Origin of the sequence: Flavobacterium paronense, assembly GCF_030409795.1 — a bacterium.
Taxonomy (GTDB): domain Bacteria; phylum Bacteroidota; class Bacteroidia; order Flavobacteriales; family Flavobacteriaceae; genus Flavobacterium; species Flavobacterium paronense.
In genome coordinates, this window is record NZ_JAUFQN010000019.1 from 927,230 (window position 1) to 950,731 (window position 23,502).

The 23,502-nt window shown below is 33.9% G+C and carries 23 protein-coding genes; 10 read left to right on the forward strand and 13 right to left on the reverse strand.

The window, feature by feature from the left end:
• Positions 1 to 34 precede the first annotated feature (34 nt).
• Positions 35 to 781, forward strand: coding sequence for a CDP-alcohol phosphatidyltransferase family protein (locus QWY90_RS05345; RefSeq protein WP_290284839.1), 747 nt, complete (start codon positions 35 to 37; stop codon positions 779 to 781).
• 107 nt (positions 782 to 888) lie between these two features.
• On the opposite strand, the gene lptB is transcribed toward QWY90_RS05345, so the two are convergent.
• The 4 genes from lptB to QWY90_RS05365 form a co-directional block, all read right to left on the reverse strand.
• A complete protein-coding gene (lptB, locus tag QWY90_RS05350) occupies positions 889 to 1,632 on the reverse strand; it encodes an LPS export ABC transporter ATP-binding protein (RefSeq protein WP_290284840.1) in 744 nt (247 codons plus the stop codon).
• Positions 1,633 to 1,706: 74 nt separating this feature from the next.
• Complete coding sequence (locus QWY90_RS05355; protein WP_290284841.1) at positions 1,707 to 2,057, reverse strand: carboxymuconolactone decarboxylase family protein; 351 nt, start codon at positions 2,055 to 2,057, stop codon at positions 1,707 to 1,709.
• The gene (tatC, locus tag QWY90_RS05360; protein WP_290284842.1) at positions 2,041 to 2,862 is read right to left on the reverse strand and encodes a twin-arginine translocase subunit TatC; all 822 of its coding nucleotides are present in this window, start codon (positions 2,860 to 2,862) and stop codon (positions 2,041 to 2,043) included. The genes QWY90_RS05355 and tatC overlap by 17 nt, the downstream gene beginning before the upstream one ends.
• Positions 2,862 to 3,785, reverse strand: a complete 924-nt coding sequence (locus QWY90_RS05365; protein WP_439108576.1) for a KpsF/GutQ family sugar-phosphate isomerase — start codon at positions 3,783 to 3,785, stop codon at positions 2,862 to 2,864. Before QWY90_RS05365 ends, tatC begins: the two co-directional genes overlap by 1 nt.
• A gap of 128 nt (positions 3,786 to 3,913) precedes the next feature.
• On the opposite strand from QWY90_RS05365, the gene recQ reads away from it, so the two are divergent.
• Together recQ and QWY90_RS05375 are read left to right on the forward strand one after the other, a co-directional pair.
• Complete coding sequence (gene recQ / locus QWY90_RS05370) at positions 3,914 to 6,109, forward strand: DNA helicase RecQ (RefSeq protein WP_290284844.1); 2,196 nt, start codon at positions 3,914 to 3,916, stop codon at positions 6,107 to 6,109.
• A gap of 130 nt (positions 6,110 to 6,239) precedes the next feature.
• On the forward strand, positions 6,240 to 6,983 hold the full coding sequence (locus QWY90_RS05375) for a hypothetical protein (RefSeq protein WP_290284845.1): 744 nt from the start codon (positions 6,240 to 6,242) through the stop codon (positions 6,981 to 6,983).
• A 126-nt stretch (positions 6,984 to 7,109) separates the two neighbouring features.
• On the opposite strand, the gene QWY90_RS05380 is transcribed toward QWY90_RS05375, so the two are convergent.
• Complete coding sequence (locus QWY90_RS05380; protein WP_290284846.1) at positions 7,110 to 7,343, reverse strand: hypothetical protein; 234 nt, start codon at positions 7,341 to 7,343, stop codon at positions 7,110 to 7,112.
• Positions 7,343 to 9,400, reverse strand: coding sequence for a choice-of-anchor L domain-containing protein (locus tag QWY90_RS05385; RefSeq protein ID WP_290284847.1), 2,058 nt, complete (start codon positions 9,398 to 9,400; stop codon positions 7,343 to 7,345). The genes QWY90_RS05380 and QWY90_RS05385 overlap by 1 nt, the downstream gene beginning before the upstream one ends.
• A 141-nt stretch (positions 9,401 to 9,541) precedes the next feature.
• Between QWY90_RS05385 and QWY90_RS05390 the strand changes: the two genes are divergently transcribed.
• Complete coding sequence (locus QWY90_RS05390) at positions 9,542 to 11,101, forward strand: NAD(P)/FAD-dependent oxidoreductase (protein WP_290284848.1); 1,560 nt, start codon at positions 9,542 to 9,544, stop codon at positions 11,099 to 11,101.
• 99 nt (positions 11,102 to 11,200) lie between these two features.
• Positions 11,201 to 12,781, forward strand: coding sequence for an NADP-dependent glyceraldehyde-3-phosphate dehydrogenase (locus tag QWY90_RS05395; RefSeq protein ID WP_290284849.1), 1,581 nt, complete (start codon positions 11,201 to 11,203; stop codon positions 12,779 to 12,781).
• A gap of 38 nt (positions 12,782 to 12,819) precedes the next feature.
• On the opposite strand, the gene QWY90_RS05400 is transcribed toward QWY90_RS05395, so the two are convergent.
• From QWY90_RS05400 to rsfS, 7 genes are all read right to left on the reverse strand, one after another.
• Positions 12,820 to 13,596: a superoxide dismutase gene (locus tag QWY90_RS05400; protein ID WP_290284850.1), complete on the reverse strand. Its 777-nt coding sequence runs from the start codon at positions 13,594 to 13,596 to the stop codon at positions 12,820 to 12,822.
• A 4-nt stretch (positions 13,597 to 13,600) separates the two neighbouring features.
• Entirely contained in the window at positions 13,601 to 13,876 is a 276-nt protein-coding gene (locus QWY90_RS05405; RefSeq protein WP_290284851.1) for an acyl-CoA-binding protein, read from the reverse strand.
• 5 nt (positions 13,877 to 13,881) lie between these two features.
• On the reverse strand, positions 13,882 to 14,535 hold the full coding sequence (locus tag QWY90_RS05410; protein WP_290284852.1) for a phosphatidylserine decarboxylase family protein: 654 nt from the start codon (positions 14,533 to 14,535) through the stop codon (positions 13,882 to 13,884).
• Positions 14,525 to 15,349, reverse strand: coding sequence for a phosphatidate cytidylyltransferase (locus QWY90_RS05415; protein WP_290284853.1), 825 nt, complete (start codon positions 15,347 to 15,349; stop codon positions 14,525 to 14,527). The genes QWY90_RS05410 and QWY90_RS05415 overlap by 11 nt, the downstream gene beginning before the upstream one ends.
• A 1-nt stretch (position 15,350) precedes the next feature.
• Complete coding sequence (locus QWY90_RS05420) at positions 15,351 to 15,956, reverse strand: lactate utilization protein B/C (protein WP_290284854.1); 606 nt, start codon at positions 15,954 to 15,956, stop codon at positions 15,351 to 15,353.
• Positions 15,957 to 16,071: 115 nt separating this feature from the next.
• A complete protein-coding gene (gene ftsH / locus QWY90_RS05425; protein WP_290284855.1) occupies positions 16,072 to 17,994 on the reverse strand; it encodes an ATP-dependent zinc metalloprotease FtsH in 1,923 nt (640 codons plus the stop codon).
• Between the two features lie 16 nt (positions 17,995 to 18,010).
• Positions 18,011 to 18,382, reverse strand: a complete 372-nt coding sequence (gene rsfS / locus QWY90_RS05430; protein ID WP_290284856.1) for a ribosome silencing factor — start codon at positions 18,380 to 18,382, stop codon at positions 18,011 to 18,013.
• Between the two features lie 92 nt (positions 18,383 to 18,474).
• Here rsfS and QWY90_RS05435 point away from each other — a divergent pair, with 92 nt between their 5' ends.
• From QWY90_RS05435 to QWY90_RS05455, 5 genes are all read left to right on the forward strand, one after another.
• On the forward strand, positions 18,475 to 19,203 hold the full coding sequence (locus QWY90_RS05435; protein WP_290284857.1) for a biotin--[acetyl-CoA-carboxylase] ligase: 729 nt from the start codon (positions 18,475 to 18,477) through the stop codon (positions 19,201 to 19,203).
• Between the two features lie 136 nt (positions 19,204 to 19,339).
• Complete coding sequence (gene sucC, locus QWY90_RS05440) at positions 19,340 to 20,533, forward strand: ADP-forming succinate--CoA ligase subunit beta (RefSeq protein WP_290284858.1); 1,194 nt, start codon at positions 19,340 to 19,342, stop codon at positions 20,531 to 20,533.
• 88 nt (positions 20,534 to 20,621) lie between these two features.
• Positions 20,622 to 21,983 (forward strand): phospholipid carrier-dependent glycosyltransferase, encoded by a 1,362-nt coding sequence (locus tag QWY90_RS05445; protein WP_290284859.1) that lies wholly within the window; start codon positions 20,622 to 20,624, stop codon positions 21,981 to 21,983.
• Positions 21,983 to 22,939 carry a glycosyltransferase family 2 protein gene (locus QWY90_RS05450; RefSeq protein ID WP_290284860.1) on the forward strand — a complete coding sequence of 319 codons (957 nt, stop codon included), beginning with the start codon at positions 21,983 to 21,985 and terminating at the stop codon, positions 22,937 to 22,939. The genes QWY90_RS05445 and QWY90_RS05450 overlap by 1 nt, the downstream gene beginning before the upstream one ends.
• A gap of 144 nt (positions 22,940 to 23,083) precedes the next feature.
• Positions 23,084 to 23,230: a hypothetical protein gene (locus QWY90_RS05455; protein WP_290286935.1), complete on the forward strand. Its 147-nt coding sequence runs from the start codon at positions 23,084 to 23,086 to the stop codon at positions 23,228 to 23,230.
• The last annotated feature ends 272 nt before the right edge of the window (positions 23,231 to 23,502 follow it).

Sequence of the window (23,502 nt, forward strand, 5' to 3'; positions counted from 1 at the left end):
TTGTAATTCTTTTTTAAAAGCAAATTGAATTTATATGAAAATTAAAGCACTGATTCCCAATTTATTTACGATGTTAAATTTATTTAGTGGCTGTGTGGCTTTGGTAATGGTTGCAGATTATAAATTTGATTGGGCATTTTACTTTGTATGCCTTGGAATTTTTTTCGACTTTTTCGATGGTTTTTTTGCCCGAAAGTTTGGAGTCGCAGGACCATTAGGCGTTCAGTTAGATTCGTTGGCCGATATGGTTACCAGTGGTTTAGTTCCCGGATTTGTGATGTATCGATTGATGGCTTTTAGTAAAGAGTTTATGTCAGTAACTGTTGGTGTCGGTGCATTTGATTATTATAAACTATATTTTTTAGGATTTATAATAACGCTTGGAGCCTGTTATCGATTGGCTAAATTTAATATTGATGAAAGACAATCCGATTCTTTTATTGGTTTGCCAACACCGGCTAATGCTCTTTTTATTACCAGTCTTCCTTTAGTGATAACTGCTTATGAGCATAACCAGCAATTAGTTGAACTTTTTATCAATAAGACTTTTTTAGTAGCAATAACTTTAATTAGCGCTTATGTAATGAACGCCGAAATTCCATTATTTTCCTTGAAGATTAAGAATTTCAGTTTTGCTAAATACAAATTACAGATTTTCTTTTTGGTGCTATCCATTTTGTTATTGTTTTTCCTTCAGATACTAGCAGTTCCGTTGATAATTATAATTTATGTTTTACTCTCGGTATTCAATAATATAGTCAACAAAAAGGCTTCCGTTTAGAAAGCTAAACCCCAATTTTTTTTCAATTTTTCTAAAAAAAATACCGCAAATTCGCAAATTCCTTTTTGAATAATTTGCGAATTTGCGGTAAATTTACTTTTAACGGTTTATTTAAAATCCAATTTTTTTTTACGCAACTCAAAGTTTTGACCGAGATATACTTTTCTAACCATTTCGTCGGCAGCTAATTCTTCCGGAATTCCGGCCTTTAAAATTCCACCTTCAAACATTAAGTATGTTTTATCCGTAATAGCCAACGTTTCCTGAACATTGTGGTCTGTAATTAAAATTCCGATATTTTTGTTCTTCAATTGTGCAACGATACGTTGAATATCTTCAACCGCCACTGGGTCAACACCGGCAAATGGCTCATCGAGAAGTATAAATTTTGGATCAGTAGCCAAAGCTCTAGCGATTTCGGTTCTTCGTCTTTCACCACCCGAAAGCAAATCACCACGATTGGTTCGGATGTGTTCCAATCCGAATTCAGCAATTAAGCTTTCCATTTTTGCAATTTGCTCTTCTTTGGTATGCTTGGTTAATTGCAAGACGCTTAATATGTTATCTTCTATACTCAATTTTCTAAATACAGAAGCTTCTTGTGCTAGATATCCAATTCCGTTTTGGGCACGTTTGTACATTGGATATTCTGTGATATCTAAATCATCGAGAAATATTTTTCCCGAATTTGGTTTAACCAATCCAACAATCATGTAAAAAGAAGTTGTTTTCCCGGCACCATTCGGACCTAAAAGCCCTACGATTTCACCTTGATTTACTTCCACAGAAATACCTTTGACAACACTTCTGCCTTTATAGGTTTTGACTAAATTTTCAGCTCTTAATTTCATTTTTAGACTTCTTAGATCATTAGATTTTTAGACAAATTAACGAATAAACAACTATCCAATTTACCTTTTAACAATTATTTGGATGTTTCTTCTAGCGCTTCCCAAAATTCATAAGCTCTTCTCAAATGCGGAATTACTATAGTTCCACCAACTAAAGTGGCAATTCCCATAGTTTCCATCATTTCTTCTTTGGTAATGCCTTCTTTATAACTTGTTTCCAAATGGTATTTGATGCAATCATCACAACGCAAAACGGTTGAAGCTACAAGTCCGAGAAGTTCTTTTGTCTTTACATCAAGCGCACCTTCAGCATACGCATTGGTATCTAAATTGAAAATACGTTTTACAATTTTATTATTGTCAGCCAATAATTTTTCGTTCATTTTAGAACGGTATTCATTAAATTCTTCAACTAGTTTGCTCATCTTTCTTTTTCTTTTTTTCTACCACCGCCGAAATCCAAATACATCCTTCATAAATTATCAGCATCGGTACGGCAACGGTTATTTGACTTACTACATCGGGCGGTGTAACGATTGCAGCAATAATTAATATAATTACAATAGCATATTTTCTGTATTTCCTTAAGAAACTCGGACCAACTAATCCTAATTTAGTTAGGAAGTAAATGATAATTGGTAATTCAAAATATAATCCACTAGCTATAACAGCAGTTTTGACCATACTTACGTAAGAATCTATATTAAATTGATTTTTTACAACACTACTTATTGAGAATGTTGCCAGAAAATTTACAGACATAGGAACAATCACAAAATAGCCGAAAAGTACCCCTAAGAAGAACAAGATAGAAGCTACGAAAATGAAAAGTTTGGCGCTCTTTCTTTCCTTTTCATACAAAGCAGGACTAATAAATTTCCAAAATTCCCAGAGAATATAGGGGAATGCCAAAATAAACCCAGCAGTTATACAAACCCAAACAAAAATATTTACCTGACCTTCCATCTCAGTATTTTGAATAATGAAATTGAGTTCGGTAATGCATATACTATCAGCAAAACCAAGGTAATGTGAAGCTTCGCAAAAAAAGCGATAGGTAATAAAACTTGGATCGGTTGGTCCGAAAATTAAATCACTAAATATATAATCAGCAAAAAAATACGATACAATAGCCATAATAACTACGGCAGCCGAACTTCTTACCAATAACCATCTTAATTCTTCCAGATGATCTAAGAATGACATTTCATTGAGTGCTTTTTTTGCCATTATACGATGCCTTCTTTTAAAATGTCATGTAAATGAATTACCCCTTTATAGTCACCGTTGTCAACAACAACTAGTTGCGTAATCGAAAAGTCTTCTAGTATATTCAGTGCATCACTAACCATATCGGTTGATTTTATGGTTTTTGGATTTTTAGTCATTATGTCTTGAGCGGTTAAACCTGAAATGTTTTCTGTTTTATTCAACATTCTTCTGATATCTCCGTCCGTTATAATTCCGATAACCTTTTCATTTTCAATAACGGCGGTAACTCCAAGACGTTTTTCTGATATTTCGTGAATTGCACTTTTAACGCTTGAATCAGGAGCAACTACAGGTCTGTGTGTAGCGTCAAGCATATCACCAACACGGAGTAATAACTTTTTGCCCAAAGCTCCACCGGGATGGTATTTAGCAAAGTCTTCTGCAGTAAAATTTTTCATTTCCATCAAACAAACTGCAATAGCATCACCCATAACTAATTGAGCTGTTGTGCTATTGGTCGGAGCCAAATTAATCGGACAAGCTTCTGTTTCTACATAAGTGTTCAAAACAAAATCGGCTTCTTTTCCTAAAAAAGAGGTTGTATTTCCGGTGATGGCAATCAGTTTATTTCCGAATCGCTTTAGTAACGGAACCAAAACTTTAATCTCCGGACTGTTGCCACTTTTTGAAATGCAAATTACAACATCACCAGGTTGCACCATACCTAAGTCGCCATGAATAGCTTCTGATGCATGAAGAAAAAGGGAAGGGGTTCCAGTAGAATTTAAAGTTGCAACAATCTTTTGGGCTATGATAGCACTTTTACCAATTCCGGTTACCACTAAACGACCATTTGAATTGAATATGATTTCAACTGTTTTTACAAAGTTGTCATCTAAAAATGCAACAAGTTTTGCAATAGATTCACTTTCGGACAAAATTGTTTTTTTTGCCGAAGCCAAAACGGTATCTTTATTTATCAAAATTGTAACAATATAAAATTTGTATGTATGAAAGAAAGTCTTATCTTTATGTTTGCAAATTTATGTAAAAATACCATTAACAGAGAATGAATTTAAACGAAATTGACATTCACAAAGAATTAAAAAAATATTTTGGTTTCAACCAATTTAAGGGATTACAAGAACAAGTTATAAAAAGTATTATTACTCAAAATAATACTTTTGTTATTATGCCTACTGGTGGCGGAAAGTCATTATGTTATCAGTTGCCTGCATTAATTCAAGAAGGAACTGCTATTGTTGTTTCACCGCTTATCGCTTTAATGAAAAATCAAGTAGATGCTATCCGAAGCTTATCTTCAGAAAATGGAATTGCACATGTATTGAATTCTTCTCTAACCAAAACAGAAATAAATCAAGTTAAAAAAGATATTACTTCAGGAATTACTAAATTATTATATGTAGCACCCGAGTCATTAACTAAAGAGGAATATGTTGAATTCCTTCAAAATGTAAAAATTTCTTTTGTTGCCATAGACGAAGCGCATTGTATTTCAGAATGGGGACACGATTTCAGACCTGAATATCGAAATTTAAAAGCCATAATCAAATTAATTGGTGATGTTCCTGTTATTGGTTTGACAGCAACGGCTACGCCAAAAGTGCAGGAAGATATTCTTAAAAATTTGGATATGTCCGATGCCACTACTTTTAAGGCATCTTTCAATCGCCCCAATTTATTTTATGAAGTACGCACCAAAACAAAAAATATAGAATCGGATATCATTCGTTTTATAAAACAGCATAAAGGTAAATCAGGAATTATCTATTGTTTAAGCCGTAAAAAGGTGGAAGAAATAGCCGGAGTATTGCAAGTAAACGGAATTTCAGCCGTACCATATCATGCAGGTTTAGATGCGAAAACAAGAGCTAAACATCAAGACATGTTTCTTATGGAAGATGTTGATGTGGTCGTTGCAACCATAGCTTTCGGAATGGGAATTGACAAACCCGATGTTCGTTTCGTAATTCACCATGATATTCCAAAATCATTAGAAAGTTATTATCAAGAGACCGGTCGTGGTGGACGAGATGGTGGAGAAGGTCATTGTTTGGCTTATTATTCTTATAAAGATGTAGAAAAACTTGAAAAATTCATGTCGGGCAAACCGGTTGCCGAACAAGAAATTGGTTTTGCTTTGCTACAGGAAGTCGTTGCTTATGCTGAAACTTCGATGTCTCGTCGTAAGTTCTTGTTGCATTATTTTGGAGAAGAGTTTGACAGTGAAACAGGGGATGGTGCTGATATGGATGACAATGTCCGCAACCCGAAAACAAAAGTTGAAGCCCAAGACCAAGTAAAACTACTTTTAGAAGTCGTAAGAGATACCAAATATTTATACAAATCAAAAGAAATTTGCTTTACGCTTATCGGAAGAGTAAATGCTATGATTAAGGCACATAGAACTGATTCACAATCGTTTTTTGGAGCAGGAAAAGATTTTGAAGAGCGTTATTGGATGGCATTAATTCGTCAGGTTTTAGTGGATGGACTTTTAACTAAAGATATTGAAACCTACGGAATTTTAAAAGTTTCAGACAAAGGTCATGAGTTCATTAAAAATCCAACATCCTTCATGATGTCGGAGGATCACGAATATAATGAAGCAGAAGACGACGCTATAGTTACGGCATCAAAAGCTGGTGGAACAGCCGATGAAGCTCTGATGTCTATGTTGCGTGAGTTGCGTAAAAAAGTAGCCAAGAAATTAGGCGTTCCTCCATTTGTAGTTTTTCAAGATCCTTCATTAGAAGATATGGCGTTGAAATACCCAATAACTAGTGACGAATTGAGTAATGTTCATGGTGTCGGTGAAGGTAAAGCCAAAAAATACGGAAACGAATTTATTGAACTTATTGCGCGCTATGTCGATGATAATGATATTATTAGACCAGATGATTTGGTAGTAAAATCTACTGGAGCTAATTCGGCCAATAAACTGTACATTATTCAAAATATTGATAGAAAACTATCTCTTGAAGATATTGCCAAAGCCAAAGGAATGAAAATGGATGATTTGCTTAAAGAAATGGAGCAAATTGTCTATTCAGGAACAAAATTAAATATTAAATATTGGGTTGATGAAATGCTAGATGACGAGCAACAAGAAGAAATTCACGATTATTTTATGGATTCTGAAACCGATAATATTGAAAAAGCTTTGAAAGAATTTGACGGCGATTATGACATTGAAGAATTACGTCTAATGCGTATTAAGTTTATAAGCGAAGTAGCGAATTAGAATCTCACAAGTAAAGCACTCATACAATTTTAAAACATTTTTCCTAATAATTAATTGTTTTTAAATGATTATCAGTAACTTAGATTTAGAATTAATAGTTAATTCTGTCTAATCAATAAAACCAATAATCATGAAAAACATGTTACAATTACAAATGAAGAATCTATTTCTTCTTTTGATGCTTATTCCTTTATTAAGTGTAAGCCAAACTAAAAATGTGATTTCCACCACTAGAGAATTTCCAAAAGTTGAAAAACAACTCGAATTTGAAAAAGCTTTAGCCACTCATGCGCAAAAATACCACACAGGTGATGTCAAATGGCGTGTATTTGATATTGTAACCGGACCAGATGCTGGAGGTTATCAAATTACCGAAGGGCCAAAAACTTGGGAGTCAGAAGACGTTCGTGGAGATATTAATGTTGAGCATAATAATGACTGGCATAAAAGCGTTTCCATTTATTTGACTAATAGACATTCAAGTGCGTATTCAGTTTATATCGATTCGTTGAGTACTGTTGCTCTTGGTGATTATTCGGACAAAGTGCAAATTACTCATATTTATCCAAAACTAGGTTGTTCCTATAGAGTAGCAACTATGTTAAAAACATTGAAAGCTGCATGGGCTGTAGAAGGTTCGACTGTAGCGGTATACGAATCAAATGGATCAGGATCAGCACAATTTGCAATTGCAAGACGTTACAAACAAGGATTAAAAGAAAAAGAAGTGGGTTTTAGAAAATCATTTGTTGATACTTACGAAAAAATACATGGTAAAGGTTCATGGGGAATTTTCAACGATAATGTCAAAGAATATGTCAGTGACCAATGGAGCGAATTACTTTTTTATAGAGCTGATTTAAGTTCGAAATAAACAATCCAAAAAAATGGTAGTTACGTTACTTGTAACTACAAAAACAGTAACCCTTTCAGAGTTTCAAACACTGAAAGGGTTATTATTTTAGAGAAAATCAGAAATGTGCAAGTTTACTTTTTGAGCTTAATAAACTTCTGCACGATGTGGTTTTAATGCATCTCTAACAGAAATCATATTCTCGTCTGTCACAACCATAAAAGCAATGGCATGTAGCTCGTTTTTGATTTCAAAACCAGTAATGTTTATGGGAAATTTTTCAATAGCGATGTATTCTTTTAAATGAATTTCGTGATGTTCTGCTTTTTTGGCTGAAGCTTCTCCTCGAAAATCCCAAATTAATTTTATTTGTCTAGACATTAATTTTTCACAATTTTAAATGTTTCCGTTCTATTGTTGTCACCCAAAGTTTTGATTAAATACACAGAAGATTGTAAGGCACTCATATCTATAGAAATCTCAGTTGAACTGTATGTTTTGGACATTATTTTTTCCCCAAATAAGTTATAAACTTCAACAGATTGTATATTGTAATTATTTGAAATAGTCAAATAATCAATAACTGGAACCGGATAATAGGAAAGTTTAGAATGTGTAAAATCTTCATTCGACAAACTTGAATCATAGGCTGAAATTGTAAAAGAACCTTGTGATTCATTTTTACCAAATGCTCTCAAAACAATAGATTGACCGGGTGGTAATCCTGTTAGATTTAATTTAGAATACAAGTTGCTTACTGTAAGCTTTGATGAATCGGGATTATTGTTATTGTTACATCCAATAGAAACATTGGAGCTACAGGAACTAAAAGCTTCTAATACGGTATCATTCAATCCACCATTTCCTTGTGTTTCAATAGTAACATTACCGGAATTAGGCACTACTAATGTGTACCAAATATCTCTGGCAGTATAGTTTCCATCACAAAAACAAGGCAAATTGAAATCATTATTGGTTGCTGCAAGATTAGTTACAGTTTCGGGATTATCATTAAAATTAGTTCCAACAATCAGCTCAACGGCATCACTACATTTGTCATTTGGCGGCGTAGCCGGTGCATTTAAAATAAACGATTTGGTTTCAATACATCCTTCTATAACGCTTTCGATGGCAACATAAACAATTTCTCCATCCTGTCCGGTATAATTAATAGGGTTTTGTATGCTATTGAATAGGTTTTGAGCATCTTGTAAATTATTGTGATACGTAATAGTATAATCAGCAGGATTTAATGTATCTAGGATAATAGGCATATTGGTCGTTAAGTCAAAAATATTTGCGGTATTATACAGATTAATTGGTTCATTGATTGGAAACGGATCAAAATATTGAATACTCATTGAACTGGAAGAAATTTGACAGCCATTTGCACTGTTCAAAACTAATTGATAAACTCCAGATTGTGTAACGGTCAAAGTTGAACTACTGATAGCAGGAAGCGGTACTCCATCTTTTGTCCATGAATAAGTAACATTAGGAATAGTTGTTGCACCAGCCTGAATGGTTATTTCTTCATTTGGACAGGTCTGTATAATATTGGTCAAGCCTTCATATACTCCAGCTCCTTGCAACTGACCAATCCCGATTTCAAAAGTTCCTCCGGCAAGAAAAACCGCTGAATCGTATAAGTGATCGTTCCTATCAGAAATTACTAATTTAATATGGTAAGTGTGTAAAGGGTTTACCACAGATTGAGCAGTCATCACAACAGTTTCTCCATTAAAATTAGTAGCTGAAGTGTTTGCATTGGTACCTCCGTTGTAATTTCCGAAATAATTCTGGTTTTGAGAAGAACAAGAAGGATTGTTATTACTATTACGGATAGTAACTACAGAAATTGGAATAGTTGTGTTAGGTACAAGTGCAATATTGGTTGTCGGAGTTCCTGCTGTGAGATCGGTTAAGAAAAACGCGAAAGCATCAGAAAAAGCACATTGAAAATCTCCATATTCTTCCGAAGCAAAAAGAAAATCGAAAGAAAATTGGTTTACATAAGGTTGAAAATCAAATTCTAAAACAGTAGCATCGTTATAAGTAGTAAGCCACGTATCGATCCCTAGACTCTGTATGTAGTTGAGTAAATCAGCATCGCCTGGCCATACTCCATCGCTCAACGCACTAGTGTTTGGTCCATTTGAATTGGTTGCTGCCCCTGTACTCAAAATAACTCCTGAGTTTATGGGGAAATTAGGATTGGTGTTGGAAAAAAAACCAATACCATTGGAAGAACCAAAATTTGTTCCGGTGCTCGAGGTTATATTAGAGACTTCTCCTGAAAGACAACTACTGCTACTATTGCCAAATAAAATATTCTGAACCAATTGAGGAACGGTATACTGAGTTGTATTTACCGTTATGGATTGAGAAAAAACTGCTAATTGAAAAAACAAAAATAGTAGGAGCAATTTTTTTTTCATTTTGGTCGATTTGAAGTTATAAAAATAGGAAAAGTTAATGAGTCTTTTTAAAAACAAACATAAAATTTGAACAATCAAATTTATAAATGAATGAAATAAGCTTATTTTTGCCTTATCTGATTTCAAATACAATTCAATCAAATGCCCAAGGAAATCCAACTACAAGTCTCACCTGAAGTAGCATCTAACGAAAGTTTGCTTTATGAGCATGTAGCTCAATTAGTTCGCGTTTCAACTAAATTGGTTCATAAAGTTGTTATTCTAAAACGTTCTATTGATGCGCGTCAAAAGGCGATAAAGGTCAATCTTAAAGTTGCAGTCTATCTTATAGATGAAAAATACACAGAACAAAAAATTGAACTTCCCGACTACGAAAACGTTTCCAACAAACAGGAAGTAATCATTGTTGGCGCTGGTCCAGCCGGATTATTTGCAGCCTTGCAGTTAATTGAATTAGGTTTAAAACCAATAGTTATAGAACGCGGGAAAGAGGTTCGTGGTCGTCGTCGCGATTTAAAAGCCATCAATGTTGACCATATCGTCAACGAAGATTCGAATTATTGTTTTGGTGAAGGTGGAGCAGGAACCTATTCTGACGGGAAATTATATACGCGTTCCAAAAAACGTGGCGATGTTGACAGAATTCTGCAATTATTGGTTGGTTTTGGTGCAACACCAGACATTTTAGTTGAAGCGCATCCGCATATCGGAACCAATAAATTACCACAAATCATTCAGGACATTCGAGAGAAAATTATTGAGTGTGGCGGACAAGTATTGTTTGAAACCCGCGTTACGGATTTCGTTATTAAAAACAATGAAATGCAAGGCGTTGTTACTCAAAATGGTGACACGATTTCTGCCAATAAATTAATTTTAGCCACAGGACATTCGGCTCGCGATATTTTTGAGTTACTAGATAGAAAAAAGATTTTAATAGAAGCCAAACCTTTTGCAATCGGAGTTCGAGCGGAACATCCACAGGAATTAATTGATAGAATTCAATACAGTTGCGATTATCGTGGCGAACATTTACCACCAGCACCTTATTCAATAGTGAAGCAAGTGAATGGTCGCGGAATGTACTCTTTTTGCATGTGTCCGGGTGGCGTAATTGCGCCTTGTGCTACAAGTCCGGGTGAAGTGGTAACTAATGGTTGGTCGCCATCCAAACGTGATCAGGCAACAGCTAATTCAGGAATTGTTATCGAATTAAAATTAGAAGATTTCAAACCATTTGCCAAATTCGGAGCTTTAGCCGGAATGGAATTTCAGAAAAGTATCGAACAAAAAGCTTGGCATTTGGCAGGAGAAACCCAAAAAGTTCCGGCACAGCGAATGATTGATTTTACTCAAAATAAAATATCCACATCGATTCCAAAAACATCTTATGTTCCTGGAACAACTTCAATAGAAATGGGACAAGTTTTTCCCGAATTCTTAACTCAAATACTACGAGAAGGCTTTAAAGAATTCGGAAAAGCTATGCGCGGTTATATGACTAACGAAGCGATTCTTCATGCACCCGAAAGCAGAACTTCCTCGCCAGTGCGAATTCCGCGTGACAACGAAACATTGGAACATCCTCAAATTAAAGGATTATATCCTTGTGGTGAAGGTGCCGGATTTGCTGGTGGTATCATCTCTGCTGCTATTGATGGTGAGAAATGTGCGTTGAAGATTGCTGCCGTTTTAAAATAAACCACTTGTTTTTAACTATTACGTTTTAGTTAATTTCTTTCTGTAAAAGTCTGTTGAAGGTTATGGAAGAAATAGTATTTTTATAAAAAATCAATTTTTATGAATACTATTCCAACCGAATTTCAAATTACGAATTTATTACACCAAGATACTTATTTAGTTGACGGTCAGTTAAAAAAATGGACAGGTGAAACTTCTGAAGTTTATTCTACCATTTCTTCAACCGAAAACTATGCGCCAACATTGCTTGGTTCAATTCCAACTATGGGTGAAGTTGCTGCTGCTGAAGTAGTAAAATCGGCTGTTGCTGCTTATGATAAAGGACAAGGTATTTGGCCAACTATGAAAGTCATAGACCGAATTAAATGCATGGAAAATTTTGTCACTCAAATGAAAGCTACTCGAAGTGAAGTAGTGAAATATTTGATGTGGGAAATCGGAAAATCGTTAGGCGATTCTGAGAAAGAATTTGACCGAACTGTAGAGTATATTTACGATACAATTGAAGATTATAAGCAATTAGACAGAAACAATGCGCGTTTTACCAAAAGTCAAGGCGTGAATGCCATGGTACGTCGTGGTCCGCTTGGAGTCGTATTGTGTCTTGGACCTTATAATTATCCATTGAATGAGACTTTTTCTTTGTTAATTCCAGCCATTATCATGGGAAACACGGTTATTTTCAAACCAGCAAAACATGGAGTTTTATTGATATCACCGTTGCTCGAAGCCTTTAGAAGTAGTTTCCCAAAAGGGGTTATCAATATTGTTTATGGTAGAGGTAGAGATGTAGCTTCTCCAATAATGAAATCAGGTAAAGTAGATATTTTAGCCTTGATTGGAAATAGTAAATCGGCCATTGCATTACAAGACCAGCATCCTAATAAAAATAGATTGCGTCTGATTTTAGGATTGGAAGCAAAAAATCCAGCAATTATTTTGCCTGACGCCGATTTAGATTTGACTATTCAAGAATGTATTATGGGAACTTTATCTTTTAATGGTCAACGTTGTACGGCACTTAAAATCCTTTATGTTCACGAATCAATTGCGGCTGAATTCAACCAAAGATTTACTGAAAAAGTAGATGCACTTCCTTTTGGAAATCCATGGGAAAAAGGGGTTTCATTGACACCATTGCCTGAAAAAGATAAACCTGATTACATTCAGGAATTAATAGATGACGCTTCAGCTAAAGGTGCTAAAGTCATTAATGCTAAAGGTGGAGAACGTTCGGATAATTATATTTTTCCAGCTGTTTTATTTCCGATAAATAAAGAAATGCGGGTGTATCATGAAGAGCAATTTGGGCCAGTTATTCCAATTATAACTTTTAAAGACATTCAAGAACCATTGAACGATATGGCTGAATCTAATTATGGACAGCAAGTGAGTTTATTCGGAAAAGATATTAAAACCATTGCACCTCTTATTGACACTTTGGTAAATTTAGTTTGTCGTGTGAATTTAAACAGCTCTTGCCAGCGTGGTCCAGATGTTTATCCATTTACAGGAAGAAAAGATTCGGCTGTAGGAACGTTGAGTATTCATGATGCCTTACGTTCGTTTTCTATTCGAACCTTTGTGGCTTCTAAAGACAATGCCTATAACAACGCTATTTTACAGGAATTGCTCAATAGTAAAGAATCGAATTTTATTAATACCGATTATATTTTATAAAGAAAAAGTCCCGAATAATAGGGACTTTTTTTATGTATTTATTTTTTGGCAGTTGCTTCTTCATAGCGTTCGGAAACTTTTTTCCAATTGATAATTTTGAAGAAGTTGTCGATGTACCTTTTTCGTTTATATTGATAATCTAAATAGTAAGCATGCTCCCAAACATCCAAGTTTAAAAGAGGTGTACCGGAAACGATTTGCTTAGGCATCAAGGGATTGTCCTGATTTGGTGTACTGGTTACTTGTAACTTACCAGTTTTATCAACAACTAACCAAGCCCAGCCGGAACCAAATTGCTTATCGGCTGCATCAGAAAATTGTGTTTTAAATACTTCAAATGAACCAAAATCTCTAGTAATAAGTGATGCTAATGTATCTTTAGGTTGCCCTCCAGATTTTGGAGACATTCCTTCCCAAAACAAGCCGTGATTATAATAGCCACCAGCATTATTTTTTAAATCGGCATTGGTACCATCACATTTTTTCAAGATATCTTCAATACTTAAGTCTATTAATGTTGGATCCTCAGCAACTAATTTATTAAGATTGTTAGTGTAGGTCAAGTAATGTTTGGAATAATGCATTTCCATAGTAAGTATATCAATACTTGGTGAAAGCGCATTGTATTCATAAGGCAATTTTACTAATGAAAATTGTCCATCAATAGCACTTACGTCGTCAGGTTGCCCAATAGTGATTTTTTCTTCGGCTGATGGTAATGGAACTTCAACCACTTCTGTAAGCTTTTTTCTTTTGCAGGAAGGTAAAAGCAGTGAAAGTGAAAAGCATAAAACAATTGAAAAAATCTTCTTCATAAACCTACTTTTTACTATTTGCAATTTCGTGTATTGCTTCTGTGTATAATTCTTTTGCCTCGTCGATGGATAAATGGCTTATTTGCATCCAAGCATTAGTTTTAAAGGCATTTCTCAAATCAAAATCGTTGGCTTGATTGTAATTGATAGTTCCAAAAGTGGCTTGCTTATAATAGGCATACAATCGCAATTGCACATCTTGTGGAAGTTCAGATTGTGACATTTTTGAAGCGATTTCTACTGCTTCTTGAAATCGAATATCTAATTCTTTTTCATCCATTTACATTATTCTTTTGACGTAATCACGGTTTGGTTTCCAACAGCATTTTGCTGAAGTTTCACTTCTATTTTGGTTCCTAATGGGAAAAACATATCGACTCTTGAACCAAATTTAATAAAACCGGCATCATCACCTTGACGAACTTGCATTCCTTCTTCGGCATAGTTTACAATTCTACGTGCCAAAGCACCAGCAATTTGACGGTATAAAATTTCGCCAAAAACTCTGTTTTCAATAACAACGGTTGTTCTTTCATTTTCGGTACTCGCTTTTGGATGCCAAGCTACTAGATATTTTCCCGGATGGTATTTACTATATTTTACTTTTCCACTAATGGCATAACGAGTGACATGCACATTTATAGGCGACATAAAAATAGAAACCTGTAGCCGTTTGTCTTTAAAATATTCATCTTCAAATACTTCTTCGATAACAACTACTTTTCCGTCAACAGGAGCAAGAACAACTTTGTCGTTTGCTTCAATTCTTCTGTTTGGATTTCTGAAAAATTGTAAAATCAGTATTAGAAAAGCTAATGCTGTAATTTGAATGGTTTTTTCTAACCATAATATAGAAATTAACTTTGGTGCAAACAGCGTAATGATTACAGTTACTGTTGTTGCTATTAAAATAATTTTTCCGCCTTCTTTATGAAACATAATACAAGATTTGATAAAACAAGTAAACAAATGGTGCTACAAATATAATACTATCTAAGCGATCTAGAATACCACCATGACCGGGCATTATTTTTCCGCTGTCTTTTATACCTGCGATTCTTTTAAATTTTGATTCGATTAAGTCACCTAAAGTACTGAATATGCTAATGATTATGGCGCTTATTGTCCAAATAATCATTGAAGTATAAAGGTAATTTGGTTTGGGTTGAAAATAAAATTTCGAAATTAAAATTCCGGCAATTACTGAAAATACTATGCCACCAATAAATCCTTCGATGGTTTTTTTTGGAGATATTCTTTCGATCAGTTTGTGTTTTCCAATTGATTTTCCAACGATATACGCAAAAGTATCATTCGTCCAAATCAGAATAAAAATGCTTATTATTATTTTTGGTCTGTAGATGTTATAGGAAAACGGAATCTTTGTGATTATGATGAATGGAAGAATTACGTAACCAATGGTGTAAACGTATTTTGAAAGCGTGTCAAATTTTTCTTTTTTTGAATTGAAAAGAAGCAGTAAGCATTTTATCGAAACAAACAGTGTGGCTACTAAAAGCAAGACATCGTTCGTTTGATTAGTTTTAAATTGGGTTGCTAAACAATAGGCTGAAGTACCAAAGAGAATTGGTGCTATTTTGTTTAAATGAACTAATTGGCAAAATTCATAAACGGCAATTACCATAAAAATACCGAATAGTAAATAAAAACTATTGACTGAATACGAAGTAGCAATTATAAGCAGTGCAACATAAACTAAACCAGAAAATGACCTCTTTAGCGATTCGTTCATTTTATAAATCTTCTAGAAGCAAAAGATACAAGTTTTTTGCAGTGCTTCCATATTGAAGAAAGTCTTCATCTTTAGCTTTCTCAAAATATTTTATAGTGGTAATATTTGTTGGATAATCTTTATCGTATTTTTTCTTTATCACACGAAGACCATCGCTTTTTGCTTCTAAAATTTGACTTGTGGTAGCTAATATAATGATGTTGCTTGGCAAATCATTTGGTTTATTTTGCTTGATTTGATTGGAGGAAAAAAGCACAGAACCTTCATCGGCAATCAAGTTTTCGCAACTGGCAAATAAAAATTTTGGATTCGATGGTTTATCGTAATGAAGTTTGTTTTCGTCCAACATGCTAAAAAGTTTGGGCTCATAACACAAGGCTTCACATTCAAACCAATCATTTTCTTCTAAAATATTCAGAAATTGATCTTTTACTTCGTTTAAGTTTTCACAATATAAAAACTTGCCTCCGTTTTTTTTGAAGTTATAAGTGAACTTTTCATCTACAGGAAGTAATGAAAAGCTTGAAGGAGTATTGTTAAATTCGCTTTGACTTTCTTCGTCAGAGGCATCACTACCGGAGCCAAAAATTTTTCTGAAAAGACTCATGCTTGTTTTGGTATAATCTAGATTGAAAATTGAAATCCTCCAAAGATAAAAAAATCTTAATTCAAAAGTAAGTTTTGAATTAAGATTTTAAAAAAATGTTAAAAACGGAATTGGTTTAAACTATATCGGTTTCTTCTGCCGGTATATTAAAAGGTCTTTTTCCGAAAATTGTTTCTAAATCGTCTTTGAAAATAACTTCTTTTTCAATTAAGATGGCAGCAAGCTGCTCTAGTTTTTCTTTATTTTCTTCTAAGATTTTTATAGCTCTTTGATATTCATTTTCAATCAGCGCTGAAATTTCTTTATCAATTGTCATAGCGGTATCTTCAGAATAAGGTTTTGAAAAACTATATTCACTTTGCCCAGTAGAATCGTAGTAAGTGATGTTACCTAACTTTTCGTTCAGACCATAAATGGTAACCATTGCGCGAGCTTGTTTGGTTACTTTTTCCAAATCACTCAAAGCACCTGTTGAAATTTTATTAAAGACAACTTTCTCTGCAGCTCTTCCGCCCATAGTAGCGCACATTTCATCAAGCATTTGCTCTGGACGAACAATTAATCTTTCTTCTGGTAAATACCATGCAGCACCTAAACTTTGTCCTCTTGGAACAATAGTAACTTTTATTAAAGGAGCAGCATGTTCCAGCATCCAACTTACGGTTGCGTGTCCTGCTTCATGAACGGCAATAGCATGTTTCTCTTCTGTGGTTACAATTTTATTTTTCTTTTCTAATCCACCAACAATTCGGTCAACGGCATCTAAAAAGTCTTGCTTGTCAACCGCAGTTTTATTATTTCTTGCTGCAATCAATGCCGCTTCATTACACACATTAGCGATATCTGCACCCGAAAAACCTGGTGTTTGTTTGGCAAGAAATTCAGTATCTAAACCTTCTACTTTTTTTAGCGGAGCTAAATGCACTTCAAAAATTTCTTTTCTTTCTCTGATGTCTGGTAGATCAACATAAATTTGTCTGTCAAAACGCCCTGCTCGCATCAAAGCTTTGTCTAAAACATCGGCTCTGTTTGTTGCAGCTATTACTATTACGTGTGTGTTTGTGCCAAAACCATCCATTTCGGTTAGTAATTGGTTTAATGTATTTTCGCGTTCATCATTGCCACCAGACATGTTGTTTTTTCCTCTGGCTCTTCCAACAGCGTCAATTTCATCAATGAAAATTATAGATGGGGCTTTATCTTTGGCTTGTTTGAATAAATCTCTAACACGAGAAGCTCCAACCCCCACAAACATTTCAACAAAATCGGAACCCGATAAAGAGAAGAAAGGAACTTTAGCTTCACCAGCAACGGCTTTAGCTAATAATGTTTTTCCTGTTCCCGGAGGACCAACTAGGAGCGCACCTTTTGGAATTTTACCCCCCAAAACAGTATACTTTTCTGGAGTTTTAAGAAATTCTACAATTTCCTGTATTTCTTCTTTAGCACCTTCTAATCCGGCAACGTCTTTAAATGTTGTTTTAACTTCTGTTTTTTCATCAAAAAGTTTGGCCCTTGATTTTCCGATGTTGAAGATTTGTCCACCGCCACCGCCACCAGCTCCACCAGACATTCTTCGCATGATTAATACCCAAAGACCAATGATTATTATGAAAGGTAATAATGTAATTAAAAGTTCAGACCAATTGCTTTTAGCTTTAAAATCGTAATCTTTTATCTTTCCTTCTTGAGCTGCTTTTTCAATATTATTTTGAAAGCTTTGATCGTTTCCGATATCGAAAGAGTAGTGTGGACCTTTGTTTGCATTGCCCAACATATCTTTGGCAACTTTAGCATTTGACTTGTCTTTTAATGCTTCTTTGGTCAAGTAAGCTTCACCTTCCGTTTTATTGTAGATGATTACTTTTTCAATTTGCCCTTTGTTTAAATAGTCATTAAATTTAGAGTAGGATATTTTAGTAGTTTCCTGAAAACCAGAACTGCCAAAGTAATTAAGTGCAATAAATCCAATAATTACTATTACGTAAATTAACCACGGACTTATTTTGAAATTATTAGATTTTTTTTCGTTAGCCATTTTTTATGAACTATTTTTAATATTTATTTTGAATGGTAGTTATTTTAGCATCGCCCCAAAGGCCTTCTATGTTGTAGAATTCACGAATTTGTTTTTGGAAAACATGAACAACAATATTGACATAATCCATTAATACCCATTCGGCATTATCTGTTCCTTCAACATGCCATGGTTTATCTTTCAATTCTTTAGAGACTAATTTTTGGATTGAGTTAACTATTGCGTTAACTTGTGTATTTGAACTACCATTACAGATTATAAAGTAATCACAAACTGCTGTATCTATGGCTCTTAAATCTAGGATGTCAATGTCATTTCCCTTTACTTCTTCTATACCTTTTATGATGTTCGCCAAAAGAACATCTGTGTTAACCGTTTTCTTCGTCATTTATATTTATGTATGTTTTGCAAATGTATTACTTTTTGTGTTTATTTTTGCTCAACAAAAGTTTAAAATTCGTTAATATTCACCATTAAGTCATGCCGTTAATCAAACTCGATGCCATAGATTCTACGAATAACTTTTTGAAGCAATTGTTTAAAGACTCTATAGTTGAAGATTATACAATTGTCATTGCAAATGAGCAGACAAATGGCAAAGGACAAATGGGCGCAAGTTGGGTATCTGAAAAAGGTAAAAACTTAACTATGAGTATTTTGATTAAAAATATCCAACTTGAAAATCAAAACATATACGACTTTAATATTGCGGTTGCACTTGCTGTAATAAAAGTTTTAAAAAATATTCAAATACACAATGTTGTCATAAAATGGCCCAACGACATTATGGCAGATTCTAAAAAAGTGGCAGGAATACTTATTGAAAATATTTTAAAAGCAGACGGGAGTTTTACAGCAATTGTTGGTATTGGACTAAATTTAAACCAAACTAATTTTGAAGATCTTCCTTTAGCGAGTTCCTTGAAGAACATTACAGGTAAAACTTATGAACAAGAAGCAATAGCTCTGCTTTTGAAAGATTCTTTGAAAGTAACTGCAGTAACTTTAAATGAATGTTCCGATTTGCTTTGGCAAGAATATCATGAAAATTTATTTAAAAAGGATTATCCGTGTCCCTTTGAAGACAAAATGGGAAATCGTTTTATGGGTATTATTAAAAAAGTTACTCGTGATGGTAAACTTGAACTTATATTGGAAGATGACAGTGCAATACATTTTGAAGTTAAAGAAATAAAAATGCTTCATTAACACACTGTAAAAAATCTTTTTTTCAAATAATGAAAATAAGCCGAAATACATTAGCATTGATAATTTGATTTTAATTATTTTTGTGCAACAAATTGCTGAATGACTTTTGGCATTTCACCTAAACAAACTCATAACAATGAACATACACGAATATCAAGGAAAAGAAATTTTAGCAAGTTATGGCGTTCGCATTCAACGAGGCATTGTTGCTAATAGTCCGGTTGAAGCTGTGGCTGCTGCAAAACAATTAACATCAGAAACTGGAACCAGTTGGTATGTTATTAAAGCTCAAATTCATGCTGGAGGGAGAGGAAAAGGTGGTGGAGTGAAACTAGCAAAAAATTTGCAACAAGTAGAAGAACTATCAGAACAAATTATCGGGATGATGTTGAAAACGCCTCAAACTCCGGCAGAAGGGAAAAGAGTCCACAAGGTTTTGATAGCTGAGGATGTTTATTATCCAGGTGAAAGTGAAACAAAAGAGTTTTACATGTCTGTACTTTTAAATAGAGCAAAAGCCAGAAATATGATTATGTATTCTACCGAAGGCGGAATGGATATTGAAGAAGTTGCCGAACACACACCGCATTTAATTTTCACGGAAGAAATCGACCCTTCTGTTGGATTGCAGGGTTTTCAGGCACGTAGAATTGCATTTAATCTTGGACTTTCCGGAAATGCTTTCAAAGAAATGGTAAAGTTTGTTGATTCTTTATACAATGCTTATGTTGGTTCTGATGCTTCGATGTTTGAAATTAATCCGGTTTTAAAAACTTCGGATAATAAAATTATGGCTGTTGATGCAAAAGTTAATATCGATGATAATGCGTTGTACCGTCAACCAAAATATGCTGATATGCGTGATATTCGAGAAGAAAATCCGATTGAAGTAGAAGCTAAAGAAGCCGGATTAAATTATGTTGATTTAGATGGAACAGTGGGTTGTATGGTTAATGGTGCCGGGCTTGCAATGGCAACTATGGATTTAATTAAATACGCAGGTTATGAACCAGCTAACTTTTTGGATGTAGGTGGAACAGCTGATGCAAAACGTGTGGAATTAGCTTTTAGAATAATCTTAAAAGATCCAAATGTAAAAGCAATTTTGATTAATATTTTTGGTGGAATCGTTCGTTGTGACCGAGTAGCACAAGGTGTTGTTGATGCATATAAAAACATGGGTGATGCTATAAAAGTGCCAATCATTGTGCGTCTTCAAGGAACCAATGCTGAAATAGCCAAAGAATTAATCGATAATTCCGGAATGCCAATTTTATCTGCAGTTCAATTTCAAGAAGCAGCTGACCAAGTGAAGGTAGCTTTATCATAAATACATAAATAGATATTGAATTAAAATCCTGAGTGAAAGCTTGGGATTTTTTATTATTTTTCGACACAATTTCATCAATATAAAATAAATGAAAACAATTAATTTTTCAATGAAAAGAGTAAACATCATCATCATTTTAATTTCAACGTTAATGATGTTGGTTGTTCTTAATTTACCATTCAAAGCAAAACCTTTTGGAGACGACACGTTTCATGTAGAAGCTAAAAATATGGCACGTTACATAAAAGGTGATGTTAGTTATGATAAAGTCACCGTGACTAAAGCGCCTGGACCAATTATTTTTTATTCAATTCCGTATCTTATTGCACCGTCAACGGCTACGGATAATCAGCTTTGGGTTTATGCAACCTTATTTACTTTTTTTATTGTTACGATTAGTTTGCTGCTTATTTTTAAAATCGGAACTTCTTTGTTTTCTAAAGAAGTCGGGCTTTTAGCAGTAGTACTCTTTTTTATTTTTCCAATTCATTGTTATTATTCGCTTGGAATTTTAGCTGAAGTTCCAGCTTTTTTTTCTTTAACGGTTGCTCTTTACGGCTGGACTATCGCTTTCCAGAATCCGAATAAAAAAGCAGGTTGGATTTTATTGATTTTTGGCCTGTGGTTTCTGATTTTGAATAGACCAAATACGTTGCTGATTCTTGGTTTAGGATTTTTGATAATAGGGTATTCCTTTTTCAAGAGAAAAGAATTTTTTAAGACCTATGGAAAAAAATTAGTATTAACTTTTTTTGCTGTAGGTTTTTTGGGTATGGGAACTTTGCAATTAGCTAAAGTTATCACTGGAACTAAATCGGGGGAAAATCAAGAGGGATTATTCTATTATGTAGCTCATATTGGACGGTTTCAGTTTAGAGAAGAACCTACCGATTTTCGTTTCTGGGATAATGATAATAGAGCCGATAGCAAAGATTATCAAAATTGGGGAATAAGCGGTACTGAGCTTGGAGTAATTATAGATAAAACACACAAACCTTCTAATCAAGTTTATAAAGAATTTTTGATTAATGATGCGATTGAACATCCATTTTGGTTTACACGACAATTTTTTGTAAAATGCTTTTACGGTCATGTTTATTTTATTAATAGTGTTCAGCCAAAAGATTTTCACCTCGGACCAGTTAGAGGAATTGCCGCTTATTGGTTCGTCATGCTGATTATAAATTGCGTTAATTTATTACTCATTTTTGGTGCTTTTGTCTTTTTATTCAAAGAAAAAAATCTCATAAACTATTGGCCATTTTGGGCAGTTATCGTCAGTTTGTTAATTTTTCATGGACTCACTTACATGGAACCTCGTTATATGTTTCCTTCAAGAGTAGCATTATATATAATGAGCGCCGCAGGTTTATACAGCATAAAATGGATTCAAAATAAAGTCAACTTTATTGCTAAATTTGTTTTTCCAATTAATACGCCAACTAACTAATGGAAACCAATCAAAAACCAATCATTGGAATTGTTTCTCCTTGTTATAATGAAGAATTAGTATTGAACGAAACGTCATTACAATTAAATATAATCATAACAGATTTGGTTGCTCAAAATGTCATTTCTGAAAAGAGTTTTGCCGTTTTCGTTGATGATGGAAGTAAGGATAAAACTTGGCAGGTTATTCAGGATAAAGCATCGCAATTAGCACACATAAAAGGGTTGAAATTAGCAGGAAATGTTGGACATCAAAAGGCATTGTTGGCAGGATTACTTACATTCAAAGAGGAAGCAGATGCTCTAATTTCTATTGATGCCGATTTGCAAGATGATGTTCGTGTTATCAAAGAAATGATATTGAAATTCAAGTCGGGAACTGATGTGGTTTATGGCGTTCGAAAAGAAAGAAAAACAGATACTTTTTTCAAAAGAAATACAGCTTTACTTTTTTATAAGTTAATGAAACTAATGAAAGTGAATGTCATTCATAATCATGCGGATTATAGATTATGCAGTCAAAGAGTTTTAAAATCTTTGGCCGAATTTAATGAAGTCAATTTATTTCTCAGAGGAATCATCCCAAGCATCGGTTTTAGTAATGATCTGGTTTATTATGATAGGTTGGAGCGCTTTGCTGGCGAGTCAAAATATCCCTTCAGAAAAATGGCAGCTTTTGCATGGAATGGTGTTACTTCTTTTAGTAATTATCCTTTAAAATTAGTTACCATAATAGGATTTGCAGTCTTTTTTGCTTGTTTGATAATGACAGGATATGCCTTATTTGCAATATACACCGGAGATGCCATTCCCGGTTGGCTTTCTACTGTTTTGCCTATGTATTTTTTAGGAGGAGTCCAGTTGTTTTGTTTCGGAATTATAGGCGAATATATTGGAAAAATTTATTCAGAAGTGAAGCAAAGGCCGCGTTATTTTATTGATAAAAGAGTAGATTAAAAGGTAAGGAAAAAGATTTAGAAAAAAAATCATGATGTTGAAACTTAACATTGGTGGTTCAAATCACGTAGGAAATATTTACTCGAATTATTAAATGATGCACTAAAAGATAGTAAAATTTTAGACATTGGATATTCATCAGGTATTTTTTTAAAAGACCTTGGAAATTTAGGTTTTAGATCTGAAAATCTTTTCGGAATTGATATTAGCGAAAAGGCAATTGAGAACTGCAAAGCAAATGGACTTAAAAATTGCTTAGTTGTGGATGCTCAGAATATTACACTTACCTAAACCTTTGATATTATCATTGCATCCGATTGTTTAGAACATCTTACACCTTTAGAAAACTGACAGCTGTTTTTCAAAAAAACAAAAAAGGTGAAAGCGATATTACTATTGGAAATTCCTTATTTAATACCACTTTACTTAACTTGATTGTCTTTGAAAATAAACTTATAAAAGTCATGAATTTTCCTTTTGTAGTTAGTTCGTTTTGTATTGCTAAAAGAGTTTCATAATAAACATACGTTTCAAATAAAATATTTATCAAATAATTAACGAAA

Coding starts and splice junctions, on each gene's coding strand:
- QWY90_RS05345 (WP_290284839.1), top strand. CDS start 35: ATGAAAATTAAAGCACTGATTCCCAATTTATTTACGATGTTAAATTTA.
- lptB (WP_290284840.1), bottom strand. CDS start 1,632: ATGAAATTAAGAGCTGAAAATTTAGTCAAAACCTATAAAGGCAGAAGT.
- QWY90_RS05355 (WP_290284841.1), bottom strand. CDS start 2,057: ATGAGCAAACTAGTTGAAGAATTTAATGAATACCGTTCTAAAATGAAC.
- tatC (WP_290284842.1), bottom strand. CDS start 2,862: ATGGCAAAAAAAGCACTCAATGAAATGTCATTCTTAGATCATCTGGAA.
- recQ (WP_290284844.1), top strand. CDS start 3,914: ATGAATTTAAACGAAATTGACATTCACAAAGAATTAAAAAAATATTTT.
- QWY90_RS05375 (WP_290284845.1), top strand. CDS start 6,240: ATGAAAAACATGTTACAATTACAAATGAAGAATCTATTTCTTCTTTTG.
- QWY90_RS05380 (WP_290284846.1), bottom strand. CDS start 7,343: ATGTCTAGACAAATAAAATTAATTTGGGATTTTCGAGGAGAAGCTTCA.
- QWY90_RS05385 (WP_290284847.1), bottom strand. CDS start 9,400: ATGAAAAAAAAATTGCTCCTACTATTTTTGTTTTTTCAATTAGCAGTT.
- QWY90_RS05390 (WP_290284848.1), top strand. CDS start 9,542: ATGCCCAAGGAAATCCAACTACAAGTCTCACCTGAAGTAGCATCTAAC.
- QWY90_RS05395 (WP_290284849.1), top strand. CDS start 11,201: ATGAATACTATTCCAACCGAATTTCAAATTACGAATTTATTACACCAA.
- QWY90_RS05400 (WP_290284850.1), bottom strand. CDS start 13,596: ATGAAGAAGATTTTTTCAATTGTTTTATGCTTTTCACTTTCACTGCTT.
- QWY90_RS05405 (WP_290284851.1), bottom strand. CDS start 13,876: ATGGATGAAAAAGAATTAGATATTCGATTTCAAGAAGCAGTAGAAATC.
- QWY90_RS05410 (WP_290284852.1), bottom strand. CDS start 14,535: ATGTTTCATAAAGAAGGCGGAAAAATTATTTTAATAGCAACAACAGTA.
- QWY90_RS05415 (WP_290284853.1), bottom strand. CDS start 15,349: ATGAACGAATCGCTAAAGAGGTCATTTTCTGGTTTAGTTTATGTTGCA.
- QWY90_RS05420 (WP_290284854.1), bottom strand. CDS start 15,956: ATGAGTCTTTTCAGAAAAATTTTTGGCTCCGGTAGTGATGCCTCTGAC.
- ftsH (WP_290284855.1), bottom strand. CDS start 17,994: ATGGCTAACGAAAAAAAATCTAATAATTTCAAAATAAGTCCGTGGTTA.
- rsfS (WP_290284856.1), bottom strand. CDS start 18,382: ATGACGAAGAAAACGGTTAACACAGATGTTCTTTTGGCGAACATCATA.
- QWY90_RS05435 (WP_290284857.1), top strand. CDS start 18,475: ATGCCGTTAATCAAACTCGATGCCATAGATTCTACGAATAACTTTTTG.
- sucC (WP_290284858.1), top strand. CDS start 19,340: ATGAACATACACGAATATCAAGGAAAAGAAATTTTAGCAAGTTATGGC.
- QWY90_RS05445 (WP_290284859.1), top strand. CDS start 20,622: ATGAAAACAATTAATTTTTCAATGAAAAGAGTAAACATCATCATCATT.
- QWY90_RS05450 (WP_290284860.1), top strand. CDS start 21,983: ATGGAAACCAATCAAAAACCAATCATTGGAATTGTTTCTCCTTGTTAT.